Raw genomic sequence first — 24993 nt, 5'->3', positions numbered from 1 at the left:
ATGCAGCTGGACAGCCTCTACCAGGAGATCATCCTGGACCACTACCGCAGCCCGCACCACGCGGGTCTCGCGGAGCCGTACGACGTGGAGGTGCACCACGTGAACCCGTCCTGCGGGGACGAGGTCACGCTCCGGGTCGAGCTCGACGGCGACACGGTGAGGGCCGTCACCCACGACAGCGTCGGCTGCTCGATCAGCCAGGCGGCGACGTCGGTGATGTCGGACCTGGTGATCGGCAAGCCGGTGGCCGAGGGCATGGCGACGTACGAGAAGTTCCTCGAACTGATGCAGGGCCGGGGGAATGTCGAACCCGACGAAGAGGTTCTGGAGGACGGTGTGGCGTTCGCGGGCGTCGCGCAGTTCCCGGCCCGGGTGAAGTGTGCACTGCTGGGGTGGTCGGCGTGGCGGGACGCCACGGCGCAGGCCCTGGCGGCAACCGAAGGAGTGAGCAATGGCTGACCAGACCGACGAGAAGATCGAGCTGCCCGAGGTCGACCTGGAAGCGGCGGCTCAGCCCGGCACCAGTCCGGCCGCGGTCGAGGACGTGACCGAGGCACTCAAGGACGTGGTCGACCCCGAGCTCGGCATCAACGTCGTCGACCTCGGCCTGATCTACGGCATCACGGTCGACGACACCAGTACGGCGATCATCGACATGACGCTGACGTCCGCGGCCTGCCCGCTGACCGACGTGATCGAGGACCAGACCCGGATGGCCCTCGACGGCCTGGTCAACGACTTCCGGATCAACTGGGTCTGGATGCCGCCGTGGGGCCCGGAGAAGATCACCGACGACGGCCGCGACCAGCTCCGCGCCCTCGGCTTCAACGTGTGACGCGAACCGTTTCGGTGGCCCCGGGCCGACTGGACAGGTGGCTGGACGGCTTCGGTGAGCGCCACGGTGCGGTGCGGTACGACGTGACGCCCGCCAGTGTCACGTTGACCGCCGAGGACGGCTCCTCCGCCGTCGTCACCGTGCCCTTCGAGCCCCTTGCGGACCTTTCCCGCGAGGGGCTCGTCGCGCACGTGCTGAAGCCCCGGCGGCTCGGTGTGCTGCTGGTCCGGCGCGGTGGCTACGGCGCCGGCGTGTTTGCCGGCGGCAAGCTGGTCGACTCGAAGGTCGGTTCCCGGCACGTGCAGGGTACGACGAAGGCCGGCGGCTGGTCGCAGCAGCGGTTCGCGCGCCGCCGGGACAACCAGGCGCGGGAGGCATTCGCGGCCGCGACCGAGGTGGCGGTGCGGATCCTGGCCCCGGCGAAGCTGGACGTGCTGGTGTGCGGGGGAGACCGGCGGGCCGTCGACACCGTCCTCGAGGACCCGCGGCTCCGCGACCTCGTGGGCCTGGTGCGGCCGCCGTTCCTCGGCGTACCGGACCCGAAGCAGAAGGTCCTCGAACAAGCCGGCGCCGACGCTCTCGCGATCCGGATCGACCTGGATCAGCCCGGGTCGGAGTAGCTGTCCCGGATCACCAGCAGCCGCTCCAGCCGGAACCGCCCCGGATCGAGCGCCCGCTCGGCCCGGCCCGCCTCGGTCCAGAACGCCTCGTCGGGTACGACGTCCGCGGCCGGCGGGACGAACTTCACGACCTCCGCCACCGCCTGCCGGGCGACGGCCATCGCGGCACGCGCCTCCTCGCTCCGGTCGTCGACCGCGACCTGGCCGGCGATCCGGTCGGCGAGCGCGAGCCACTGGCCGGCGTCGATCAGCTCGGACGGCTCCGGTCCGTCGAAGTCGTCGTCGTACGTGCGCTGCGGCGGCGAGAACAGGTACTCGCGGAGCGCGCCGCAGCCCGCGCAGACGCCCGTACAGCTGAGCACGTCGTCGATCTGTTGGTCGTGCCAATCGGTCTGGGTCGAGCCGCAGTCCGGGCACGGGTTGAGTTCGAGGTACAGCGCCGCCTCGGCGTGGGTCCGGGCGATCGCGTACGGCGGGTCGTAGCCGCTCAATCGACGGCCAGCCCCTGGCCCGCGCCGGACTCGGTCGGACGGTACATCGGACTGTTCTCCGCCTTCGTCTGCCGCATCCGCGAGTCCGTACCGGTGAGAGCGGCCGCGGGGATCCCGTGCTGCTGGAGTGCGTCGACGACCGTCGCCGTGAAGCGCCCCGACCCAGAGCTGAGCAGGTCGCGGAGGTTCACCCGGCCCTCGGCCAGCACGGCGAGCCGCGGGTGCAGCGTCGCGAACGCCTTCGCGAACGCGTTGTCGCCACGGCAGGTCAACGTGCCGTCCGGGCCGGCGACGTACACGCGCCGGGTGCCGTCGGGCTGACGGATCCGGAGCCGGACATTCGTCCGGTCGCGGCGCGCCCGGTCGAGCGCGTCGACCAGCGGTTTGTACGGGTGTGCCTCGTCGGCGGTGACATCGAGCCGAACCGTTCGCACCCGCGCCGGTCGCGGCTGCCGGTCCGGGTCCCAGCCCGTCAGCGCGGGCTCGCCGGTCTCCATCCGGGCCTGCATCGCCTCGTACTCGTGCCGGAACATCGTCAGGTACGCCTCGCCGGACGCCGCGTTCCGTACCGTCGCAGTGCGGTCCACCGTCGGGCGCTGATGCCGGTCGAGGCGCTGCCGCTCGAACTCGAGGTGGTACGCGACGGTCACCTTCACCGTCACGACCTGCCCGGACTCGTACGCACCGGTCTCGTGCCGGACGCCGACCGTACCGGTGTCCTGCTCGGCGACCTGCCGGCCTTCCGTCGCGCTCGCGTTCAGCGCGCCGCCGGCCGTGCCGCCACCGACGGTGCCGGAGCCCGGCAACAAGTGGTCGCTCTTCGCCGTCAGCTGGCTGACCCGCAACTCACGTGTGTTCTCACCGAGCTGCATGGTCGCGTCCTCGTCCGGGTCCGAGATCAGTTCCAGAGCGGAGGCCTCCGCGCGCACCCGCACCACGACGGCGCGGGCCGGGTCGCCGGGGATGGCGAGCGGGACGAGCTCGTACCCGGACGGTCCGGCCATCTCCTGGAACGCGACCATCCGGTTGCTGCCGCCGAGCAGGGCCTCCAGCGTCGCCTGGTGCGTCCGGACCCCGGTGGCGCCGAGCAGATCGGCCCGGCGGAGCCGCCGGCAGGCCGAGTCGAACAGGACGTTCTCCGGATCGGCGTCCTCTTGGTGCGCGGTGGTGCCCTCGACCAGGTAGTTGTCCGGCAGCCGGACCGACCGGTGGTCGGCCAACCTCTCACCGTCGACCGACGGCTCCGAGTCGAGCACCGAGGCCGGCACCGCCAGGCTGATCCGGCCGTTCGAGACCCGGCGCGTCGTCTTCCCGCCGGCCACGTCCTCGATCTCGACCGTCACCTCGTAGTCGCGCTCGACCCGGGCGGTCGTGAGCGCCAGACCGCTGTTGATCCGGGTGTTGATCTCGCTGCTCGACGCGGTCGTCGAGGCGCCGAGTTCCGCGCCGACACCCGCGGTCAGGGACGCGCCCTGAGAGCCGGACAGGCCGAGCGTTCCGCCGAACGTCGTACCGCGGGTGACGCTGCGGTTCAGCTCGTACATCCTCCACAGCTCGATGAGGCCGTAACCGTTACCGCTGTGAGCCGTCAGACCATCGGGCTCGGCGGTCACCGGGCCGACGAAGCGGAACCGGATCCGGACGCGCTTGTCACGGGCGCCCCAGTTGCCGACCGGGAGCTCGCGGACGAAACCGCGCGGGTCGAGCATGTCGTCGAGCTGGTTGCGCCAGCGGGGACCGGACAGGTCACCGCGCAGCGCACTCATCAGTACCGGGTCGGCCGTCATCCGCGGGTCGTGCTCGGCGAGCGCGGCACCCACCTCGCGGAAGATGTCCGTGTCGTTGCCGTCGTGGTCCTGCAGCGAGGACTTGTCGACCTGCGCGGCGCCCATCAGGTGCTTGTAGTGCCGCGGCAACGGTACGGCGACCCGTCGCCGGGACAACCGCTCGGCCGAGGCCAGTACGGCGTCCAGGGGATCGCCCGGGATCCGCTGCATGCCGGTGATGCGCCGGACCAGGTCGGCCAGTCGCTCGTCGGTGTGCCCGGCGGCCAGACCGTCCACGGCGCCGGCCTTCTCGTCCACGTAGCGCTGCAGCAACGAGGTCGCCGTACGGCCGGTCAGGTCGAGGCTTCCGTTGGTGAGGCGCTCGACCGCGTCCGAGACCACCTGGAGCGGCAGATCCAGCTGACGCCGTCCGTACATCCACAGCGCCTCGTGCTCGGGAAGCGTGAGTACGACAGCACCCGTCTCCAGCGGGATCGCCCGCGGCTTCGCGCCTTCGGCCCGCAGTTGCGCCTCGAGGACGAGGTCGCCGAGGAACTGGTAATGCTGGCCGTCCCGCATCAGCGTCCGCTCGACGGCGCTGGTCGTCGACCGCGTAGCGGACGCGGAGACCGAGGTCGACCGGGTGCCACCGGCCGTACCGCCGATCGAGGAGCCGTCGGCCGACACCGACCCGGCGCCGCCGCTCGCCCCGGTCGTCGTGCCGGTCGAGACGGAGGACGTGCTGCTGGCGCCGGCCAGGGTCAGGTTGAGCTCGGCCAGGATCGGGTGTCCGGTGCCGACGTACTTCAGGTTCTCGACCCGGGTGCTGACGTTGAGCGTCGTACGTCGCGGGACGAGCGTGAGGTGCCGGAGCGCGTCGAACGGATCGGACGGCCCCGGGCCGATCGCCAGGCCGGTGCTGTACTCGGTGGTCAGCAGCTCCGGCCGGCTGATCAGGTTCCGCGGTGCGAGGAACGCGCTGAGGTGGTGCAGCGCGGAGGCGTCGCCGTGCCCGAGCTCCGGGACCGCGGCGATCAGCCGGCGCATCGGGTCGCGCGCGTCGACGTGCTGGATGGTTGCCGTCTGCAACAGAGTGGGGTCGACCCGGCCGGGAACGGTGAGCTCGGCCCCGTCGGCGGGGTTGCAGAACTCGCTGTCCATCCAGACCTGGGCGGCGCCCTCGGACGAGACCACGGGTACCTCGGTGCCGTCGTCGGTGATCTCGCTGATCGTGATCGTGTGCGGTACCTCGAACACCGCGACCTGGGCGCTCGACTCGGACACGGTCATCCGGTAGACGCTGCGGTTCGACGACCAGCCGGCGTACCGGCCGAGCGACGTCCGGCCGAAGAACGCGCCGGCCTGCGGGGCGATCCCGGCGTGACCGTCGGCCGGTGCATCGGTGACGCCGAGCTTGGCCGACCACGGCAGGCTCCGGGACCGGCCGCCGGTGCGTCCCGACGTACTGACCCCGATGTCGACGTTCACGACCATGTCGTCGCCGGCCAGGCCGAGCGGTCGCGCACGGTCGAAGTGCTGCTCGATCGACATCCGGTACGAGCGGATCCGCGGCTGGTGGCCGGTCCGGTGCTCGGTCAGGCGGAACGTCAGGCCGTCCTGGGCCGCGTGGTCGTAGCCCGTCTCGAGACGACGCCGGGCCACCTGCTGTACGGCGTGTTCCCAGTTCTCGGAGCGGCTGAGCTGGACGGCCGGATCCAGACCGGTGAGACCGGCCGGGCGCGGTACTCCGTCGGGGCCGAGCGGCGGGATCATCGACTCCCGGGCCAGGTGTTCGAGGAAGACCTCGCGTATTTCGTCGGCGCCGGTCAGGTTGCGGATCATCGCCGGGCCGGCGCCGCGGAGCTTGCCCGGGCCGTTGCCGAGCCAGCCTGGCAGCTGGAGCGTGGACGCGGTCGGTTCGGCGTCGCCGCGAAGGAGCAGCCGTCCGTCGGTGCCGAGGCGCGGCGTGCCGTCGGGGTCGCGGAGGATGGCCGCGGCCGGTACCGGAAGGCCGTAGCGGAAGGCGTCGCGTTCGGCCATCCGCAGATGTGCGTCGCCCTCGCTCGTGGTGGTGAAGGACTCCTCGCGGTCGAGGCGGTGCACAGTGACCTTGTGGCGCAGGCGGAGCTTCACGCCGACGGTCGGAGCTACTCGTTGGGTGCTCCAACGGCTTCCCAGGTCGGCGGTGGACGCGGCGTCGTCGCGGCCGGTACTGCGTCCCGCTCTCAGGCCCGGCGCCACGTCGACGCCGGTCGAACCGACGTCCGCGAGTGCGGAGCCGCCGTACGTCGCCGAGACGCCGACCGTCCTGGACGAGCCGAACGCCTGGCCGCCGGACGCGCCGGAGTTGCCGACGCGCCACAACTCGAGCTTGTGGTCGGGGGAGCTGTCGCTGACCAGTTCCGCGGACTCGATGTCCGCGACGGTTTCGAGCTGGGCCCAGGCGACCGGGCGGCCGCCGTTCGTGATCAGCCGCCACAGGCCCCCGGGACGGGTGGTCTCGTCGAGGCGGGTGATCGCGTCCTCGGCGACCAGGCTGCGGACGCGGTCGTGGCCGACGCGGTCGAGCGTGCCGAGCCGCCGGGTGAGCTCGGCGACGGTCCGGTCGCACAGCTCGTTGATGCCGTCGACGCGGGTGGCCATGTGCTCGGGCATCGCCGTACTGCGTTCCGCGTCCAGGCCGAGGGTGGTGAGGTCGGTCTGGTCGGTCGGGGGCGGGACGGTGTACGTGTGGATGAAACCGAGGTCGAGGGTGGGGGAGTCGTGGTCCGCTCCGAAGGTCACGCTGCGCTCCGGTGACCAGTCGCCGGTGGCCGAGCTGCGGACCCGCCAGTGCCAGCGCGGGCGGGTGGCGCGGTAGCGGAGGAACTCGCCGCGGAGTGCCTCGACCGCACCGGTCTGGGCGAACTCGGTCGCGCCGCCGCTGACTGCGTACGTCCGGCCGGAGTCGACCTCGACGCGGGGGAGCTGTGCGATCGCCTTGGCCTTGCTGGTGTCGGGCAGCCCGGCCGTCAGTGAACGCAGGCTCGCGCCGATGGTCGTCCCGGAGTTGCGCGTCGCCGAGGTGGTGACGCCGAACCCCGCTTGCACCACCTGCCCGACCTGAGCCTCGTCGATCCCGATCGGGCTGTCCAACACCTCCTGCAGTTCACCCGGGTCGAGCTTCAGCTGCAGCTGTACGAGCTCGCCGACGTCCGCCCTCGGGTCGTTGCCTACCGTCAGTACGAAACCGTCCGGCGACAGGATCCGCCGGCTCTCGGCCCGCAGGATCCGGTGCAGCACGTCCGGCGTGAACTGGTACGACGACCCCCGGCGCTCGAGTGCCTTGTTGAGGTCCTTGCACAGCGTCGTCAGATGAGGCAACCGCCCCGACGGCAACCCGTTGTGCTGCACATCCACCGAGGGCAGCGTGGCTGCGGTCGCCCGCTCGTACGCGCGAACCTGCTGAACCGCGGTCCGCGCTGCATCCATCAGGCCCTGAGCCGTCTCCGCACCGGTTGTCTGGTCGGCGGTGGTGGTCGGGGCGGTGGGCTGGAGGTTGAGCAGTGCTTCGTAGGAGTCGGCGGCTGCTCGGGCTTGGTTCGCGGCTGTGGTGCAGGCTGCTGCGATGGCGGTGTGGCGGTCGGCGATGCGCAGCGTGGCTACGGCTCGGGTGCGCAGGCGGCGGGCGCGTTCGCCGGCGGAGGCGTCGGCTGCGGAGGCCTGTTGTTCGGCCTGTTCGAACAAGTCGGCGGCACGTTCACTGGCGTCCCCCGCGCTGCGCGTACGGACCTCGGCGCGCTGCTCGTGTTGAGCGGCCGCGGACTCGAGCTCGGCGATCTGCCGTCGTACGCGTGCCGCGAACCGCTGCTCCGGCGTCACCGCCGGGGGATGGTCCCGTTCCGGTACGACGACCTGCAGCCCGGTACCCGGGTGCACCGGAATCGGAGCCACGCCACGTCCGATGGCCCGGGACACGTTCTCCAGGTCGGCCTCGACCTCGCCGAGACTGCGCACCCCGAGACCGCCCCGCGTCTCGTGCCACTCCCGGCTCAGCTGCCGAAACTCGTCGTACCGCGCCGCGGTCGCCCGATCCCGAGCTTCCCGACTGGCCCGAACCTCGGCCCGAACCTCCCGCAAAAACCCCCGAACCCACCGAATCGGCGCCCCGAGCACCCCACCCACGCCACGCGTGACGCCCGCACCACCCGCGCCGCGCGTGGAGGCTGCGGCGGGGGCGGGGTGGTGGGTGGTTCCTACCGGGGGGCGGGGGCGGTTCGGGGTGCGGAGGGTTGGGGTGGGGGTGCGGGGGCGTGCGAGCTGTTCGGTGTCGCGGGTGAGGGTCCGGGCCAGGGTGATGAGGTCGGTGGCCAGCGGGCGTTCGCCTGGGCGGCGGGCTCGTGCTCTCGTCAGGCGGCGTAGGTCGGCGTCGGACGCCAGTGGGTTGCCGTCCAGGAGGTCCTGGAGCAGGGCTTGGGTTTCGGCCTGCCGGGACTCAGGGAGATTCGGGAGGTCCAGCAGCGAGTCCAGCGCGGCGGTTGCTCCGTCGGCGGGCGAGCCGCCTCGGAAGCGATCCAGTTCAGCGCCGACGAGGGCGACCGCCTCCGCGAGCAAACGGTCGTCTGTGACGTTCGTAGCCGCGCGCCGGGTGAGCCGGCGTTCCAGCTGGCGTAGAGTCCGCGCCGGCAGTTGGCCGCCGGCGACCTGCAGCCTGCCGGTGCGGAGAACAACAGCCTCGGGAGCCACGATGCCGAACGCAGGCCCGAGCACCCGGCGTGCCCTGGCCTGGGCCAGTTCTCGTGGACTGTCTCCCGTGATGGCCGCAGTCGTCAATCCAGCTCTCCCCGTGCAGGACCCGGTTCCGAGGCGTGAATCGGGTAGGCCGGGAGAGTAGCAACCAGCTGTTCACTTTTTCGCCATCTTTCTCATCAAGGGAGCGGCGAATCAGTGGTGGCAATTCTCACATCAGGCCGGGTTGTAGTACGCGCGAAAGTCCTCGAGCACACCGCGGTAGTACTCCAGGTGTTCCTCCAGCCGCGCCCGCGTCAGCGCGTACGGGTCCTGCGCCTTCACTCCGGCACCGAACTGCGACCACAGTTCCGAGTCCGGTACGTCGTCCGCACCGTCGGGCAGGAACGCCATCGCCTGCTGGATCGCGTCTGCCGCGAGCTCCCAGCCGAGCTCGATGTAGTACCGCCGCTCCCGCCCGGCCGGGTCGTCTCCCTCCGGCTTCGGCTCGCCGGCGTACGCCATCTGGTCCTCGAGTGCCCGGCGGCCGTACAGGTCCGCGACCCGCAGCCACTCCGCGGCGTCGATCAGCCGCGACCGCCCGAGCCCGAAGTGCGCGCCGGTCTGGATCGTCGTCTTCTCCGACACGTACGGGATGGTGAGCTCACCGACCGGTGACCGGTAGGTCCAGGCGTCCGCTCCCTCGACCATGTTCGTGCCCACCTTCAGCGGCGGCGCCGGCGTCACCTGCGCACCCGCCGGCGCGTTCTCCGCGATCCGGAGCGACACGTAGATCTCGGCTTCCCAGAGGCTCCGCGCCATCAGCATCGGTTATCCCGCTCCCATCTCTCCGGCCAGCTCGGCGTACGTGTCCCGGGCCAGCAGCAGCCTGTCCAGCCGGAACCGGGACGGCTCGGCGGCCCGTTCCGCCTGTCCCTGCGGTGTCCAGAACTCGTCCTCGGGTACGGCGTCGGCGCCGGCCGGGACGAACTTGATCACCTCGGCGACGGCGGCCTGCGCGATGGCGAGCACCCTACCGGCTTCGGCGGGTTCCGGTGGTACCGCCGACACGGCGCGTTCGGCGACGCCGAGCCACTGACCCGCGTCGATGATCTCGGATGGCTCCGGTCCACCGAACGTCGGCCAGCCGTGCACCGGCGTCTCCCGCTCGGGCAGCCCGAACAGGTACTCGCGTTCGGCCGAACAACCCGGGCACGTCGCGGTGTAGCTCGACGCGAGCTCACCGTCGACGTCGACCAGCGCCTGTTGCCACGGCGCCTCGTCCGACCCGCAGTCCGGGCAGGGATGCAACTCGAGGTAAAGCTGCGCCTCGTCCCGGGTCCGCGCCACCGCGAATGCCATCAAGTCCCCCTTTTGTCATCGGCTCACGGTCCGGTCAGCGACGGCCCGTGGCCGGTTTGGGCAATGGTTCCCCTGGCCGTGGCTGCGGCGTGGTTCCGCGCCTCGTGGGCGGCCGGTTGCGCCATGCTGTGCGCGGTCGTGCCGAAGTCCAGACCCTTCAGGACGTCCCGCGGTACGCCCTTCGCCATCAGTGCCTCGGCCACCCGGGCGTTGAAGGTTCCGGGCGGCGAGGTGTTGAACAGCTTCCGGAGGTCGACCTCGCGCCCTTCGGCCATCAGTACGATCCGCCGGTCCAGCTGACCGAACGCGGTGCCGAAGCCGCCGTCGGCCTGGCCCTGCAGGACGCCCTTGGCCGACGCCTCGTACTTCTGCTCCCGGCCGTCGGCCTGCTGAACCAGCAGCACCATCGGCCGCCGGTTGGCCTTGGCCTGGGCGACGAGGTCCAGCAACGGCGTGTACGGCTGGAACACCGCCGCACCGTCCTTGCCCTGCTGGTACTCCGTCGCCACGACGTCGGGCGGCCCGAAGTCCTCCGGCACCGACTGCAGCCGCGACTCGGCCAGGGCGGTGTCGAGGTCCGCGCCGCGCTCCAGCCGTTCGAGTACGTCGAGGTACTGGTGCGCGGGCATCCGGAAGTACATCTGGCCGCTGGCCAAGTTCGGCAGCTCGATGGTCTCGCGGATGACCGGCTCGCCGTGCCCGTTGTCGGTCCCGATCCCGGCAGTGGCGTCGTACTCGATCGGGATCCGGACCGTGACCTGCTGGCCCTCGAGGACCCGGTGGGCCTCCAACCGGGTGCCCGCCGCGTCCGACGAGGTCTCTTTGACCTGCTCGCCGATCGAGCCGCTCACCATCCCGCCGTACAAGCCGCCGGTTGCGGTCAGCGGCGTCAGCCGGTTGGTCGTACTCGACGACCAGTACTTCTGCTGCCGACGCCAGACGGTACCTGTCTGGCCCTCCAGCTCCGGCCCGTGCAGCTCCCAGCCGACTGCCCTTGCGCGCACCGAGACGTACACCGTCGAGCGACCGTTTCCGGGTTCCGTCATCGGCTGTAGGTCGATGCCTTTGTCGAGCAACCGGGCGGCCTTGGCCTTGAGCGCCGACGGCTTCAGTTGCGCGTGCAGCAGATGCTGGTACGCCGCGACGAACTTCTTGCCCAGGCGCTGTTCCAGTTTCTCGGACAGGTTGGCCAGCAACTCGTGCTGCCGGGCGTTTCCACGCCCGTGCAGCGCGACCCGGAGCGGGACCGCACCCTCCGGCACCTGGATCGGGCGATAGTCGATCGCCTGCTCCTGCTCGGCTTCCGGGGTCCGGGCCGGCGGCGGGCCGTCCAGCAGATCGCCCTCTGGGATCCACTGGACCATTTTCGCGCGAACCTGCCGCGGCGCGGACACGCTGGTGATGTCGGCCGGGTCGATCAGGCCGAGCTTCCAGCGGGCGCTGGCCTGGGCGGCCGCACCGGCGTTCCGGATCCGGACGACCTGGGTGGTGAAGAGGACGTCCTGCTCGGTCCGCTTCAGGTCGTGGCCCACCCGGTGGATCCCGACGTTCAGGGTGCCGGTGCCGCCAATGTGGGTCGTGGTCCGGTCGGTCGCCAGGCCGGCGATTGCGTCCGCGTCCGGCCCGAGAGCGGTACTGGTCTTGCCGTCGATCCCGCCGGTGATCGACACCGTGTGCCCGGTCTGCTGGTCGAGCCCCTGGTAGTCGTAGCCCTGGACGATCCCGAAGACCGCCTCCTTCGGGATGTCGGGGGTGCCGTCGGGCTTGCTGGGGACGTTGTCGATGGTGCGCGGGCCGACGTACTGCGCCGAGACCTGGACGAACAGCACGTCCGGCCGCTGCTGCCCCTGGATCGGGACCTCGATCGGGGCGACGAACGCGCCGGCCCCGAGCATGTCCTCGAAGTGACCCAGGTAGCCCCGCGGGTCCAGGTCGACGTCGAGGTCGTCCTGCAGTTGCAGGCTGGCGGTCCGCAGGCCGGGAGCCAGCTCGTCGACCTGCGGCTCGACCAGCTCGCGCAGGTCGAGCATCCGGTCGCCGACCATGACCGACTCGATCTGGGAGGCGCCGAGGCTCTCCACGTACACCTCGGTGCCGTGCACCTCGCGCCGCTCGTCGGCGCGCTGTACGACCTGCTGCGTGGCCTGCTCGAACTGCTCCGCGTCACCGGCTGCCTGCGGCGCCGGGGTCCCGGTCTGCCCGACCAGCTTCGCGGTCAGGACCGCGGTCGTGTGCTCGGCGGCGAGGCCGGTGGTCACGCCGGCCTTCTCCTCCTGGTAGCGCATCAGCATCGCGGCCGCGGTCCGGTGGCTGATCGGCAGCTTGTCGTTCAGGTAGCGCTCGGTGGCGTCGGCCACCACCCACAGCGGCAGGTCGAGCTTCTTCTCCGCGTACAGCTCCAGCGCCCGCCGCTCGGCCATCGCCTTCTGCGCAAGGGCATCCGGCAGCGGGACCGATCCGACCACCTCGCCGTTGTGCACGATGTCCGCGGTCATCTCGAACCGCTCGACGAACTCGTGGTGGGTGCCGGGGTTGACCAGCAGCCGCTCGTCACCGGACGTCTCGCTGGTCGTCGTCGACTGCGCCCGGCCACCGGTCCGGCCGGCCGAGATCCCGCCGCTCCTCCCGGTGCCGTCGGCGTTCACTCCGCCACCGCCGGCGCTGCCGCCGAACCCGCCGGACGAGGACGTGCCGGTCGTCGCGCCGACGTCGCTCATCGTGAAGTTGATGTCGAGGGTGTCCTGCTGGCTCATCGCGACGTGCGTCAGGCTGACCGCCTTGCCGCGGACCACGATCTGGTACTCCTGCGGCAGGATCGTGCGGTCCTTCAGCATGTGCACCGGGTTGCCGGGCGCCTTGACCACCGTGAACGGCAGCCGGTAGTCGCCGTTCAGCCATTCCCGGTTGGCGCACAGGCTGACCGGCGACAGCGCGGCGTGCAACGCCGGCAGCGCGGTCGAGTCGGCGCGGATCGCCGGGATCGCATCGCAGATCACATCGGCAGGCCCTCGCCGGCGCTCCTGCCCCGGGAGCGGGTCCGCGGTGCCCGGGTCGACCGCGACCGGGATCGCCGCCTGGACCGCCGCGTTGTCCGGCGCCTTCGGGTTCTTCTCGTACACCGGGGTATCGGCCCGCGTCAGCGCGCTGTCGTACGCGATCTCCATCCGGCCGTCGACCGCGGCCAGCTCGGCGTCGCCGCGGTCGGTGATCTCGGCGAAGGTCATCCGGAACTTCTGGTCGAGCATGTCGAGCGGCTGGCCGGACTGGTTCAGCGTCACGCGCTGAGCGCGCCGTCCGGCCGTCTGGCTGGAGTTCCGGCCACGCGCGGTCCGGTTACCGTTCAGGCCGAGCCTGCCCAGCAGTCCGGCGATCCCGGTCGCCGGTGCGTGGGTGCCGCCGATACCGGCGGACAGCGGCAGCGCCTTGGACCGCCCGGACGTCCGCCCGGTGGCCCGCGAGCTGATGTTCAGCAAGACGTTGGTGTCGGTCTCGCTGACACCGGCGCCCTCGGCCCTGAACTGCCCGGTCGTCTCGTCGTGGTCCTGTGTCAGCGACAACCGGAAGTGCCGCCGGCGCGGCGTACCGGCGAAGCCCTGGTCCTCCAGCGACACGATCAGGCCGCTCTGGCAGGCCTGGTTGATGCCCGCCTCGATCCGTGGCGCATTGATCTGGTTGACGATCCGCTCACGGTTCAGGCGCTGCACCTCGGTGCCCTGCGTGCCGGGCTTGGGCACCAGACCCATGTCGCCCAGCGCGGTCAACGCCCTGCGCTGCAGGTCCTCGGCGCCCTGCAGCTTCCGCGGCAGGGCCTTGCCGACACCGCGCAACTGGTTCGGCCCGTAGCCCATCCACGGCGGCATCTGCTGCGGCAGGGTCGTCGGCAGCGCGTCGCCGCGCAGCAGCACGTTGCCCTTCGGATCTGTCCGGACAACGCCGTTGTCGCGCAGTACGGCGTCCTTGTCCGCGCGGGCGCCGACCCGGAGCAGGTCGTTCTCGGCGACCCGGAGCAGGGCGCTGCACTTGCCGGTCTCGACGATCGGCTGCGCCTTCGGGTCGTCGATCCTGCGCAGCGTGGCGCGCACGTTCAGCCCGAGCAGGACGCCCTGGGTCGTGCCGTGGTTGCGGTGCACGGCCGGGGTGATCGCGGTCATGCTGACGTTCTGGCCACCGGAGCGGGACACGTTGCGTCCGGCGGACACGTTCGGCGAGAGACTCACGCCGCTGCCGCCGACGTCGTTGAGCACCGTCGCGGCACCCAGCGGGTGCGCCACGTCCGCCTTGCCCGGAAAGGACAATGACCCGCTCGCCGTGGCCGACGTACCGAACGTCTGGCTCGCGTTCACGCCGGCGAAATCGACCAGGACCTCTTCCTGCGAGATGTCCATGCTGGACTCGCCGACGAGTTCGGCGCGGCTCCAGACCGGTTCGACCTCCCAGGTGAGCTCGTACTCGGTCTCACCGCCGGTCTGGATCCGCCGGGTGATGCCACCGGGCTGGCTCATCTCGCGGAGCAGGCGGTGCGAGTCGTTGATCATCAGACCCGCGATCTGGTTGTACGCGACCCGGTCCAGGTCGCCGTACTGCTGCTGGGCCTTGCGCACCAGGCCGTCGGTGACGTCCTGCAGTCCGGTGATGCTGCTGACCGTGTGCCGCGGGAACTCGCCGGTGACCTGCGCGCCGAAGCCGATCTGGTCCAGCGAGTCGGTTTCGGTCGCCGCCGGCACCGCGTAGGCGCTGGACACCCAGGTCTGCTGCTGGCCGGCGTCGAACGTCTCGACCGGAGACCACTGTTCGGTGGGGGAGTCGCGTACTTCGATCTCCCACTTGCCGGACCACTGGTACAGCAGCGATTCGCCGGTGTTCGCGTCGACCCAGCCGGACTGGTAGTGCGCCGTGGCTCCACTGCTGTTGGCCAGCGTCCGCCCCTGGGTCACCTCGACCCGTGGCGAGACCAGCTGAGCGGCCGCGTGCAGCGGCGTACCGGCCGCGGCCAGCGCGAGCAACGGCTGCAGGCTGAGGCCGAAGCTCGCGCTGGTCGAGTGGGTGTCGGTGGTGCCGACGTTGATACCGCCCTCGCCGAGCGAGGCGGACATCTGCTCGGCCAGCTTGTAGTCGCGGTCGGTCAGCTCGGTGACGTCCCGCGGCCTCAGCCGCAGCCGGACCTGCGCCAGCTGCCCGGCACCGGTGTCCGGATGGTTGCCGACGGCAAACACCATGCCGTCCTCGGAGAGCACCCGGCGGTACTCCGCGGAGGGGTTCGGCAGCGGGCCGCGCTCGGACAGGTGGGAGATCTTCCGCGTGGGATTTCTCCGGTTGAACTCGTCGATCACCCCGTTGACGGCGTCGAGCGGCAGCGTCGGCCCGTCGCCACCCGGTACGCCGGTCATCAACAGGTTCTTGGCCGGCATCGCGCGGTCGAGGCTGCGCTCGTACGCCTGCACGTGCTGCTTCGCCGTACCGGCCAGCTCGGTGATCCGGGCCGCCGGGGCGCCGTCGTCGATCTCGCTCAGCAGCTGCCGGTACTGGTCCAGTGCCTGCTGTGCCGTGCCCGCCGCCGCGGTGTAGCCTTCGGCGATCTTGGTGTGCCGGGCGGCCTTGGCGCGCGAGGTGGTCGCCGCGACCCGCAGCTTGCGCGCGCGTTCCGGAGCCCCGAGGTCGCGCTGCCGGTCCTCGTCGGCCGCGTCCTTGTCGGACTTCACGGCCTCGCTGCGCGCGCCCCGCGAGGTCTTCTGCTTGGTCTCGGCCTTGGCGTTCAGGTCGGCGACCGCGGCCTCGAGCGTCTCGATCTGCGTGACCACCTGGGTCCGCAGATGCTCCTCGGTGTTCAGCGGCGCCGTCGTCACGGCCTGGGCACGCTCGGCCGCGCGCCCGAAGTCGGCCGCGGCCGGGTCGACGACCGCTCCGGCGGTCCAGGGCAGGGCAGGCTCGGCGCCGCCGCGACGGCGGATGTTCCGGGCGAGTGCCTCCAGGTCGCGCTGGAGGTCGGCGACGCCGCGCCGTCCCGGTTGCCCGTTCGCCTGGGTCTGCGCGTTGGCCTCGTGCCAGTCCCGGAGCATGACCTGGAACGCGGCCTGGTCGGCCTGTACCCGGCGGTCGCGCCGTTCGTGACCGAAGGCTGCCTTGAGCCGCCCGAGTACGCCGTGGGGGCGCTCGGCCTGACCGGCGGCGACCTCCTGCGACAGCTGGGAGAGCTGTTGTGCCCAGACGATCCGGACCTGCTCGTCGGTGAGCCCGGACGCGAGGTGCAGTACGTGCGGGTCGGTCTCCGTACCTGAGCCCGTCGTGGTACAGGCCAGGGCGCCTAGTGGGACGCTGCCGACCTCGACACGGACGTGCTGCGGTACGTCGCCGCCCGCCAGTTGTACGACGGCCTGCCGGGCGTCGACGTCCGGCCGGTCGGTGAGGGACGCGGCCAGATCACGCTCGTTCATCCCTCCGAGCAGGCCCAGTGCGTGCGTGTCGGTGAGCGAGACCTGCGTGTCGGGTCGTTGCGCGAGGCCCAGCCCGGTGCCGCGCAGCTGCGAGGTCCAGAGCCGGCGTCCGGTTGCGCTCCGGTGCCTGGTGCCGACCGTACGGCGTTGCCGTCCGCCGGCCCGTCCGCCGGCCCGTCCGCCGGCCCGTCCGCTGGGTGCCGGCGCCGTGCGGACGTCGAGGAACGCAGCCTCGCGGCTGATCGCGGCCGAGGCGGACACGATCGTCGACGGCGCGGGAGCAGCCGCCGGTGCCGACATCGCGGCCAGCCGCTCGGCCGCCGCCGGGTCGTTCGCGGACGCGCCGGTGAGGGCGACGCGCAGCATCGCCTCGGCCTCGGCCCTGTGGCTCGCGTCCAGGCCGGGGCCGCTCAGGTACCGGTCGAGGGCGTCGGTCGCGCCGCGCGCCGGGTCCTGCCGGCGAGCGCGGGCGACATCGGCTCCGAGAATCGCGACCGCCTCCGCCACCAGGCGGTCGTCGCTCGCTTCCTGGGCGGCGCGGCCCGCGAGGTAGTCCTCGAGCGACCGCAGCACCTGTGCGGCGAGCGTGTCGCGTCGCGAGGTCAGCCGGACGCGACCGTCACGCAGCGGTACCGCCGCGGGGTGCAAGATCCCGAGGGCACGTCCAACCACCGAGCGGGCCCGGTCCGTCGCCTCAGCGGCGGACACCGTGGGTGTGGTCAGCCGAATCACCGCCTCCCCGTCCACAGGGCCCCGGTGCTCACCAGTTGTCATCGGGACCCTCAGGTTCCGGAATGTAGCAAAGAATCGGTTACTTGCCAGCAATCTGGAGCACACAAGCTGTTAACAATTAACGCCCTGTGTCCACCTAGGATCCGTGCCATGTCAGAACGGCTCGGTGACTCGGAATGGACGGTGAGCCAGGCCCGCGACCTGGTTCACGACCTGCGGCGGGTGGTGCCCGGCGGTCCGGAGTACGACGGCATCGAGCTGTTCCTGGCCCTGTGCGAGTACCTCGACCAACTGCACGGCACTGACCGGGACCGCGGCCGGTACGGGTTCGGCAGCTTCTACGAGGGCGCGGCGCTCGACCAGCTGGCGGCCGCCTTACAGGCCGTACGCGGGGCGGACACGGCCTGGGACGAGGACTCGAACCGGATGGACCAGCCGGTGAACGCGGCCGTCACGCTGGCCGAGGGACGCGAGTTGATCGACTGGCTGGAAGGGCGCGAAGCGTGGGAGCGGCAGCTCGGTCTGAGCCTGCGGGCGCTGTACGCCTATCTAGACCAGTTGTACGGCGGTCCCGGACTGTTCAACCAGCTGCTGACCGGGCGGGAGCGGGAGCGGGTCGCGGCCCGGTAACGGCACGGCCTGCCGGCGCGATTGGTACCTTGCTGCCATTACGGTAGGCGCGTGAGTCTCTCGTCCTCCACGCGTACCTCTTCCCAAGGGTCCCGGGCTGCGGGCCGACCGACGGGTGGCGGCTCGAACCGCCTCCCGAGCGGCCGGGAACGACGTCCGGCGCTGGCCGCGCTCGCGGTCATCCTGATCCTGCTCGGTGCCGCCGGTTCGGCGCTGATCGCGCTGAACAGCGGCAACCGCTCCGACTTCGTGGCGATCTCTGCCACCGCGCTCCCACCGGGGCACAAGGTCGAGGCCAAAGACTTCTCCCGCGGTGACCTGGCCGGCGCCACCGGCGGCCTGATCCCGTGGTCCCAGGCCAGCAAGTACATCGGCCGGTACACGACCAGCTGGCTGTACAAGGACCAGTTCGTCACGCCTGCCAACTTCACCAAGGAGGGCGAGCAGCCGATCCCGATCGACGGTGCCCTGGTCGGTATCAGCCTGGACGCCGGGCACGCGCCGTCGGACGGCCTGCAGGTCGGCGACATGGTCTCGATCGTCCGCGTCCCCGCGGCCAACGAGGGCGGGTCCCCGGTCCCACTGGTCTCCGCCGCCGAGGTGACCTCGACCGCCGGCGCGATCACCGACAGCAAGACGAACGCGAACAGCTCGCTGAACATCACCGTTCTGGTTCCGTCCTCGAAGTTCAACACGGTCGCCGCGGCGGCCGCGGCGAAGACCCTCGTGGTCGGGAAGCTGGCGCCGGGCAGCAAGCCCGAGGTCTCCCGCAACGGTGGGTCCAACTGATGGCACTGGTGGCACTGGCGAGCGCGAAGGGCTCGCCCGGCGTGACCACGGCCAGCCTTGTCTTCGGTGCGCTCTGGCCGCGGCAGGTGCTGCTGGCCGAGTGCGACCCGGCCGGCAGCGACGTGGCGATCCGGATGACCGGCCCGGCCGGCGCGGCGCTGAACTCCGACCGTGGCCTGGTCAGCCTCGCGGCCGCGAGCCGTAAGGGGCTCGGTGACGAGGTCATCCTGGCGCACAGCCAGCAGCTGGACGGCGGTCTCGACGTACTGCTCGGCGTACGTTCGCCCGAGCAGGTGGGCGGTATGGGCGGGCTGTGGCATCCGCTCGGCATCTCGTTCAACCAGATGCAGCACAGCGACGTACTGGCGGACTGTGGGCGGATCGGTGCGTCGTCGCCGCAGCTGCCGGTCATCCAGTCCGCGCGTCTCGTCGTACTGGTGTGCTCGGCGACGGGCTCGTCCGTGGCGCATCTGCGGGAGCGGTTGTCGACGCTGGTGCACCACGTCGACGCGCAACTCGGTGTGGTCGTGGTGGCCGACCCGAAGCAGCGGGACGGCGTGAAGCAGGTGTGGAGCGTGCTGGACGCGATGTCGCTCCCGGTACGGCACCGTTGGCACCTGGCGTACGACCCGGCCGGCGCGGCGTTCTTCGACGGGCGCGGCCACGGCCGTCTCGACAAGACCCAGCTGATCCGGTCCGCGTCCGTGATCACCGCGGAGATGGCATCGCTGGTCGCCGCTCCGCCGCCGCAGGACTTCGACATGGCGAACGCGGCGTTCCCGCCCGGGGATTACTCATGAGCGCGGACCAGGAGCTGGTCCGCCGGCTTCGCGTGCAGGTCGCCGAGCGGCTGAACGAGCAGCGCCGCCGGGACCAGGTCAACGGCGTACCTCCGATGAGCGCGGAGGACGAGCGGGAGTACGCCCGGTCGCTGATCGTGCAGGTGCTCGAGGATCACGCGCGGTACGAGCTGGCCGAGGGGCGGACGCCGCCGACGCCGGACGACGACGCGCAGATCGCCGGTGCGATCCACTCCGCGCTGTTCGGGGTCGGCCGGCTGCAGCCGCTGATCGACGACCCCGAGGTCGAGAACATCGACATCAACGGCTGCGACCAGGTCTTCGTGCAGTACGGCGACGGCCGCGAGGAGACGCCCGGCCCGGTGGCCGAGAGCGACGACGAACTGATCGAGCTGATCCAGGTGCTGGCGTCGCACGCGGGTCTGACCAGCCGCCCGTTCGACTCGGCGAACCCGCAGCTGGACCTGCGGCTGCCGGACGGTTCCCGGTTGTCCGCGGTGATGGGCGTGACCGCCCGGCCGGTGGTCTCGATCCGGCGGGCCCGGCTCGGCCGGGTGTTCCTCCGCGACCTGGTGGTCAACGGCACCATGAGCGACGACGTCGGCTCGTTCCTGCGGGCGGCGGTCGCGGCCCGGAAGAACATCATGATCGCGGGCGCGACGAACTCCGGGAAGACGACGCTGCTGCGCGCGCTGGCCAACGAGATCCAGCCGCACGAGCGGCTGATCACCGTCGAGCGTTCGCTCGAGCTCGGCCTGGGCGAGTTCAAGGACCTGCACCCGAACGTGGTCGCGTTCGAGGAACGGCTGCCGAACTCCGAAGGCGTCGGCGAGGTCACGATGGCCGACCTGGTCCGCCGCTCGCTGCGGATGAACCCGTCCCGCGTCATCGTCGGTGAGGTGCTCGGCGACGAGATCGTCACGATGCTGAACGCGATGAGCCAGGGCAACGACGGCTCGCTGTCGACGATCCACTCGAACAGCTCGATGGAGGTGTTCAACCGGATCAGTACGTACGCCATCCAGGCGAGCGAGCGGCTGCCGATGGACGCCACCCAGATGCTGATCGCCGGCGCGCTCGACTTCGTCGTGTTCGTCCGGCGGCACAACGACTACCAGCGCGGCGGCGGCGTCAGCCGGTACATCGAGAGCATCCGCGAGGTCACCGGCTGGGACGGCCGGGTGCTGTCCGGCGAGGTGTTCGCGCCCGGCCCGGACGGCCGCGCCGCCGCGCACGCGCCGATCGCTTGCATGGACGAGCTCGAACACTTCGGCTACCAGCCCCTCGTGCACGGAACCTGGGCGTGATGCCATGAGCATGGAAACGCTGGGTGCGCTGATCTGCGGGGCGGTGGTGGGTGGCGCGCTACTGCTGCTGATCGTCGCCCTCCGCGGTACCGAACCGAGGGACGAGACGCCGTCGCTGTTCCGCGACCGGAGCGCCGAGAACCGCAAGAACCTGATCCGGTTCGGCGCCGGGCTCGCGGTCGGCCTGCTCGTCCTCGTGGTCACCCGCTGGCTGGTGCTGGCCGTCGCGCTCGGCCTGCTGGCCGTGATGGCGGACCGTTTCTTCGGCGGTACCGGTGAGGAACGCCGGGCGATCGAGCGCCTGGACGCGCTCGCCACCTGGACCGAGGCATTGCGCGACACCATCGCCGGCGCGGTCGGCCTCGAACAGGCCATCCCGGCCACCGCGGTGAACGCGGCGCCGGCGATCAAGCCGAGCCTGAACCTGCTGGTCGACCGGCTGCGGATCCGCGAACCGTTGCCGTCGGCCCTGATGCGGTTCGCCGACGACCTGGACGACCCGTCCGCCGACCTGATCGTCGCGGCACTGGTGCTGAACGCGCGGCTCCGCGGTCCCGGTCTGCGCGAGGTGCTCAGCGCGCTGGCCGACTCGGCCCGCGAGGAGCTCGACGTCCGCCGGAAGGTCGCCGCCGAGCGGCGCTCCACCCGGCGCAGCGTGCAGGTCGTCGTCGCGATCACGCTGATCATGGCGGCGGGCCTGGTGCTGTTCAACCCGACGTACATGGCTCCGTACCGCGGCTTCATCGGGCAGATCGTGCTGGCCATCGTGATCGGCCTGTACGCGATCGGCCTGCTCTGGCTGCGGCGGCTGGCCAAGATCGAGGTACCGGAGCGGTTCCTGATCGGTACGACCAAGGACCACGGCCCGAGCCGGCCGGGTGACGAGCGGATGGAGGTGGTGAGCGGATGACCTGGGCCTTCATCACCGGCGGTATCGCCGGGCTCGGCGTGTACGTGCTGGTCCGGATGTTCATCAAGCCGCGGGCCAACGTACTGTCCACGATCGCCCGGATCGACGCCGGGCGCGGCGGGTACATGAGCGGCGCGACCACCAGCGCCGCCGGTGAGCGGGTGCTCGGCGGCGTCGACCGGGCCCGCGAGTCGCTCGGCCGCCGGCTGGAGCTGGAGGCGAACGCGCGCGGTTGGTCGTTCGGCAAACTCCGCCGCGACCTCGCGGTGATGAACCAGCCGTTCGCGGCGATGCTCGCCACCAAGGTGCTGTTCGCGCTCGGCGCGCTGGTGTTCATCCCGATCGTGCTGTTCCTGTTCTCAGCGATCGGGCTGACCGCGCCGGGATTCTCGCCGGCGATCGTCACGCTGGCGTTCATGGCGCTGGCGTTCTTCCTGCCCGACCTGGCGCTGCGCCAGCAGGCGGAGAAGCGGCGCCGGGACTTCCGGCACGTGGTCGGCAGCTTCCTGGACCTGGTCGCGATGAACCTGGCCGGCGGCCGCGGCCTGCCCGAGGCGCTGATGACCGCGTCCACGATCGGCGAGCACTGGGCGATGGCCCGGATCCGGCAGGCGCTCGCGAACGCGCGGCTGATCGGCATCACGCCGTGGGACGCGATGGCCCGGCTCGGCGAGGACCTCGGTGTCGAGGAACTCCGCGACCTGGCGTCGGCGCTCGCACTGGCCGGCGACGAGGGCGCGAAGATCCGTTCCTCGCTGCTCGCCCGGGCCGCCTCGCTGCGCCGCAAGGAGCTGGCCGACGTGGAAGGCAAGGCGGGTGAGCGGTCCCAGTCCATGCTGGTCGCCCAGCTCGTCATGATCGCGGCGTTCTTCCTGTTCCTGGCCTTCCCGGCCGGGGTGGCCATCCTGGGAAGTTAGGCCGAACAGTGATCAGGGCAAGGGATCCGTTAGGCGGAGTAGCCCGTCGAACCCGGCATACTGGGGCCTGCTTCGGCCTCACGATCTGAAAGGCAATCAGATGACCTCCTCGGAGTTGATGTTCTGGCGGACCATGGCCCGCTATGCCGTGGCGCGTGCGCACGCCCAGCGCGCCCGTGCGAAGCAGGGCCCCACCGAGCTCGGCGCCTCCGCGCTGGAGTGGGCGATCATCTCCGGCATCCTGGTCGTCGCCGCGCTCGCGATCGGTGCCGTGGTGAAGGCCGTGATCAGCAAGCACACCGCGGACATCAACCAGGGCTGACGGGCAGAGCGATGCGCGTGGGGTGGACGAAGGTACGGCGGAGACGCTCGGAGCGGGGGGTCAGCACCCTGGAGCTGGCGATCCTGGCGCCGATGATCCTCGCGCTGATCTTCGTCTCCATCCAGACCGCCCTGTGGCTGTACGGGCGGTCCGTCGCGCTGAACGCGGCGCAGGAGGGTGTCTCGCGGCTGCGGCTCGTCCAGCCGCCGGTCTACACGCCGGCCGTGGGGGAGAAGGTGCGCGCGGACATCGAGTCCTACGCCAAGCAGTTGGGCGGTACGACGTTGCAGCACGCGAGCGTCCCGTTCCCGGAGTACAACAATCCACAAGGCATGGTGTCGTTCACCGTCAAGGGCGACACCGTCTCGCTGGTACCCGGTCTGAACCTGACCGTGACCCAGACCGCGACCGGGCCGATCGAGCAGTTCCAGGCGGACAAGTGAGGGTCCTTCCTATGCGGTTGCTGCGGCCGGTGTTGCCGGTACGCCGCCGGGAGCGCGGGACGATGGCGCTGGAGATGGTGATCCTGGCGCCGGTGCTGCTCGCGCTGTTCATGTTCCTGCTCGCCTGCGGCCGGTACTTCCAGACCTCCTCGCAGCTGGAGGGCGCGGCCCGCGACGGCGCCCGCGGCGCGAGTCAGTCGCGTTCGGCGCAGGAGGCTCAGGGACGCGTCGACCAGGCTGTGACCGACGCGATGAGCCACTCGGTGAAGTCCTGCAAGGACACTGTTTCCGGATCGCTGACCACCGGCTTCGTTGCCGGGCAGCCGTTGTCGGTCGAGGTCACCTGCACGATCAACTACCGCGACCTCGGCCTGCTCGGCCTCGGCGGCGACACCACGATCACCAAGCGCTTCACCTCGTCGCTCGACCCGTACCGGGGGGTGCGGTGACGGCTCCTACGCCCCGGTCCCTGTCCCGGCTCGTCGAGTTCGTCCGGATCGATGCCCCGCGCAACCATCGGCGCTTCTCCCGGGGGGCGTTGAGCCCCGCGGTCGCGATCCTCGCGGTGATGATCTTCACGCTGGCCGGTCTCGTCATCGACGGCGGCCGGCAGCTGGGTGCCCGGTCGCGCGCCGTCGGGTACGCACAGGAAGCCGCGCGCGTCGGCGCCGCGGCGATCCAGCTGAACTCGGCCGAGGCGAAGATCGACACCACCAAGGCCGCGACCGCGATCGCGGGCTTCTGCGGCCAGGTCCAGTCGAACGACCCGAACGTGACCGCCTGCGGCCCGACCACGCTGACCGAGAAGGAAGTCGACATCCAGGTCGCGATCCAGAACAAGACCACGTTCCTGGGCCTGATCGGCAAGCAGTCCCTGAAAGCCGTCGGCACCGGCCAGGCCCACGCCGAACAAGGCGTCGACAAGGCCGACGACAGCCCCAGCGTCCCCCCGATCGTCGTCAACCCGACCACCGACGGACCGGGCAACATCCCGATCACCACAGCCCAGCCGCCGACGATCGACCTGCCGTGCCCGACCTGGACCGTCGGCTCGCCGACCCCGACCTGGACACTGTCCCCGTTCCCGTTCCCGGCCACCTGCTCGCCGAACGTGACCCCGACGCCGAACCCGTCGGATACCCCGGACCCGTCCGGCACCCCGCCGACCGGTCCGTCCGTACCGCCCACGACCAAGACCAAGCGCTAGTGACCCGGAGGAAAGGCTTCGTGCGTAGGTTTGCCATTCCTGTTGTGTTGGCCGGTGTTCTCCTGCTGAGTGCCTGCGGCAAGGACTCGAACGACGGCAGCCTCCCGGTTCCGGCCGGCGGCGACTCCGGTCCGACGGCGTCCGCGAGCACCCCGTCCGCGGACCCGAGCCAACCGACCAGCGCCCCGACCGAACCCGCCACCACCACGCAGCCGTCCGCGCCCACCGCGAAACAGGTCATCGTGGTCGCCGGGAACTTCGCCTCCAACCCCGCCGTCCAAGGTCTCGTGACCAGCTATCCGCTCTACTTCAAGGCCCTCGTCGACCGCGACGACACGATCCTGAAGCAGCGCTTCCCGTCGTTCTTCTACGCGGACGTGACCCAGGGGATCGTCGACGCGAAGCGGAACGGCTGGGTGATGAAGCCGCCGGGGAGCGTGGTCGTCGTCGGTGCACACAGCACCAAAGACGGCACCGTCGCGGTCCAGACCTGCCGCTCGCAGACCACCCAGTACTGGGATCCGAAGGCGCGGAACTGGACCGTCGTGACGCCGAAGGGGTCACCCGAGGTGATCGAGATGGTGCAGACCGGCATGGGCTGGCTGCCGTACCGGCTGGCGACGAGCAAGGGCGTGAACTGTGCAGGCGTGCACTATCCGGCCTAGATCGGAACCCGGAAATTCAGGTTGCGAAGAGGTGACGGGGTACTGGGCAACGGGCATGA

At 71.0% G+C, this 24993-nt stretch carries 19 protein-coding genes; 14 read left to right on the top strand and 5 right to left on the bottom strand.

Going from position 1 to position 24993, the window contains the following annotated elements:
• From sufU to ACZ5BU_RS11720, 3 genes are read left to right on the top strand one after another with little or no spacing between them, the layout of a single operon-like run.
• Positions 1-459, top strand: coding sequence for a Fe-S cluster assembly sulfur transfer protein SufU (sufU, locus tag ACZ5BU_RS11730; RefSeq protein WP_465697906.1), 459 nt, complete (start codon positions 1-3; stop codon positions 457-459).
• A complete protein-coding gene (locus tag ACZ5BU_RS11725) occupies positions 452-835 on the top strand; it encodes a metal-sulfur cluster assembly factor (protein WP_465697904.1) in 384 nt (127 codons plus the stop codon). The genes sufU and ACZ5BU_RS11725 overlap by 8 nt, the downstream gene beginning before the upstream one ends.
• Complete coding sequence (locus ACZ5BU_RS11720; protein WP_465697903.1) at positions 832-1455, top strand: acVLRF1 family peptidyl-tRNA hydrolase; 624 nt, start codon at positions 832-834, stop codon at positions 1453-1455. Before ACZ5BU_RS11725 ends, ACZ5BU_RS11720 begins: the two co-directional genes overlap by 4 nt.
• On the opposite strand, the gene ACZ5BU_RS11715 is transcribed toward ACZ5BU_RS11720, so the two are convergent.
• From ACZ5BU_RS11715 to ACZ5BU_RS11695, 5 genes are all read right to left on the bottom strand, one after another.
• On the bottom strand, positions 1437-1946 hold the full coding sequence (locus ACZ5BU_RS11715; RefSeq protein WP_465697901.1) for a hypothetical protein: 510 nt from the start codon (positions 1944-1946) through the stop codon (positions 1437-1439). The genes ACZ5BU_RS11720 and ACZ5BU_RS11715 overlap by 19 nt on opposite strands.
• Positions 1943-8524 carry a hypothetical protein gene (locus tag ACZ5BU_RS11710; RefSeq protein WP_465697899.1) on the bottom strand — a complete coding sequence of 2194 codons (6582 nt, stop codon included), beginning with the start codon at positions 8522-8524 and terminating at the stop codon, positions 1943-1945. The genes ACZ5BU_RS11715 and ACZ5BU_RS11710 overlap by 4 nt, the downstream gene beginning before the upstream one ends.
• Positions 8525-8656: 132 nt before the next feature.
• Positions 8657-9247 carry a hypothetical protein gene (locus ACZ5BU_RS11705; protein ID WP_465697897.1) on the bottom strand — a complete coding sequence of 197 codons (591 nt, stop codon included), beginning with the start codon at positions 9245-9247 and terminating at the stop codon, positions 8657-8659.
• Positions 9248-9250: 3 nt separating this feature from the next.
• The gene (locus ACZ5BU_RS11700) at positions 9251-9781 is read right to left on the bottom strand and encodes a hypothetical protein (RefSeq protein ID WP_465697895.1); all 531 of its coding nucleotides are present in this window, start codon (positions 9779-9781) and stop codon (positions 9251-9253) included.
• A gap of 23 nt (positions 9782-9804) precedes the next feature.
• Complete coding sequence (locus ACZ5BU_RS11695) at positions 9805-16986, bottom strand: hypothetical protein (RefSeq protein WP_465697893.1); 7182 nt, start codon at positions 16984-16986, stop codon at positions 9805-9807.
• 108 nt (positions 16987-17094) lie between these two features.
• Between ACZ5BU_RS11695 and ACZ5BU_RS11690 the strand changes: the two genes are divergently transcribed.
• The 11 genes from ACZ5BU_RS11690 (at position 17095) to ACZ5BU_RS11640 (ending at position 24934) form a co-directional block, all read left to right on the top strand.
• Positions 17095-17574, top strand: coding sequence for a hypothetical protein (locus ACZ5BU_RS11690; RefSeq protein ID WP_465697891.1), 480 nt, complete (start codon positions 17095-17097; stop codon positions 17572-17574).
• Between the two features lie 51 nt (positions 17575-17625).
• Positions 17626-18363 (top strand): hypothetical protein, encoded by a 738-nt coding sequence (locus ACZ5BU_RS11685; RefSeq protein WP_465697889.1) that lies wholly within the window; start codon positions 17626-17628, stop codon positions 18361-18363.
• Positions 18363-19163, top strand: coding sequence for a hypothetical protein (locus ACZ5BU_RS11680; RefSeq protein ID WP_465697887.1), 801 nt, complete (start codon positions 18363-18365; stop codon positions 19161-19163). The genes ACZ5BU_RS11685 and ACZ5BU_RS11680 overlap by 1 nt, the downstream gene beginning before the upstream one ends.
• The gene (locus ACZ5BU_RS11675; protein ID WP_465697885.1) at positions 19160-20470 is read left to right on the top strand and encodes a CpaF family protein; all 1311 of its coding nucleotides are present in this window, start codon (positions 19160-19162) and stop codon (positions 20468-20470) included. Before ACZ5BU_RS11680 ends, ACZ5BU_RS11675 begins: the two co-directional genes overlap by 4 nt.
• 4 nt (positions 20471-20474) lie before the next feature.
• Positions 20475-21380, top strand: a complete 906-nt coding sequence (locus ACZ5BU_RS11670; protein ID WP_465697883.1) for a type II secretion system F family protein — start codon at positions 20475-20477, stop codon at positions 21378-21380.
• Positions 21377-22297 carry a type II secretion system F family protein gene (locus ACZ5BU_RS11665; RefSeq protein ID WP_465697881.1) on the top strand — a complete coding sequence of 307 codons (921 nt, stop codon included), beginning with the start codon at positions 21377-21379 and terminating at the stop codon, positions 22295-22297. Before ACZ5BU_RS11670 ends, ACZ5BU_RS11665 begins: the two co-directional genes overlap by 4 nt.
• Before the next feature lie 100 nt (positions 22298-22397).
• A complete protein-coding gene (locus tag ACZ5BU_RS11660; RefSeq protein ID WP_465697879.1) occupies positions 22398-22619 on the top strand; it encodes a hypothetical protein in 222 nt (73 codons plus the stop codon).
• Between the two features lie 17 nt (positions 22620-22636).
• Positions 22637-23062 carry a TadE/TadG family type IV pilus assembly protein gene (locus ACZ5BU_RS11655; RefSeq protein ID WP_465697878.1) on the top strand — a complete coding sequence of 142 codons (426 nt, stop codon included), beginning with the start codon at positions 22637-22639 and terminating at the stop codon, positions 23060-23062.
• Between the two features lie 11 nt (positions 23063-23073).
• Positions 23074-23511, top strand: coding sequence for a TadE/TadG family type IV pilus assembly protein (locus tag ACZ5BU_RS11650; protein ID WP_465697876.1), 438 nt, complete (start codon positions 23074-23076; stop codon positions 23509-23511).
• Entirely contained in the window at positions 23508-24269 is a 762-nt protein-coding gene (locus ACZ5BU_RS11645; protein WP_465697874.1) for a TadE/TadG family type IV pilus assembly protein, read from the top strand. The genes ACZ5BU_RS11650 and ACZ5BU_RS11645 overlap by 4 nt, the downstream gene beginning before the upstream one ends.
• Positions 24270-24289: 20 nt before the next feature.
• Positions 24290-24934, top strand: coding sequence for a hypothetical protein (locus ACZ5BU_RS11640; protein WP_465697872.1), 645 nt, complete (start codon positions 24290-24292; stop codon positions 24932-24934).
• The last annotated feature ends 59 nt before the right edge of the window (positions 24935-24993 follow it).

The organism is Kribbella sp. NPDC031520 (assembly GCF_055580825.1).
Note: the sequence above shows the minus strand (reverse complement) of the source record. Positions and strands in the feature narration are given on the sequence as shown.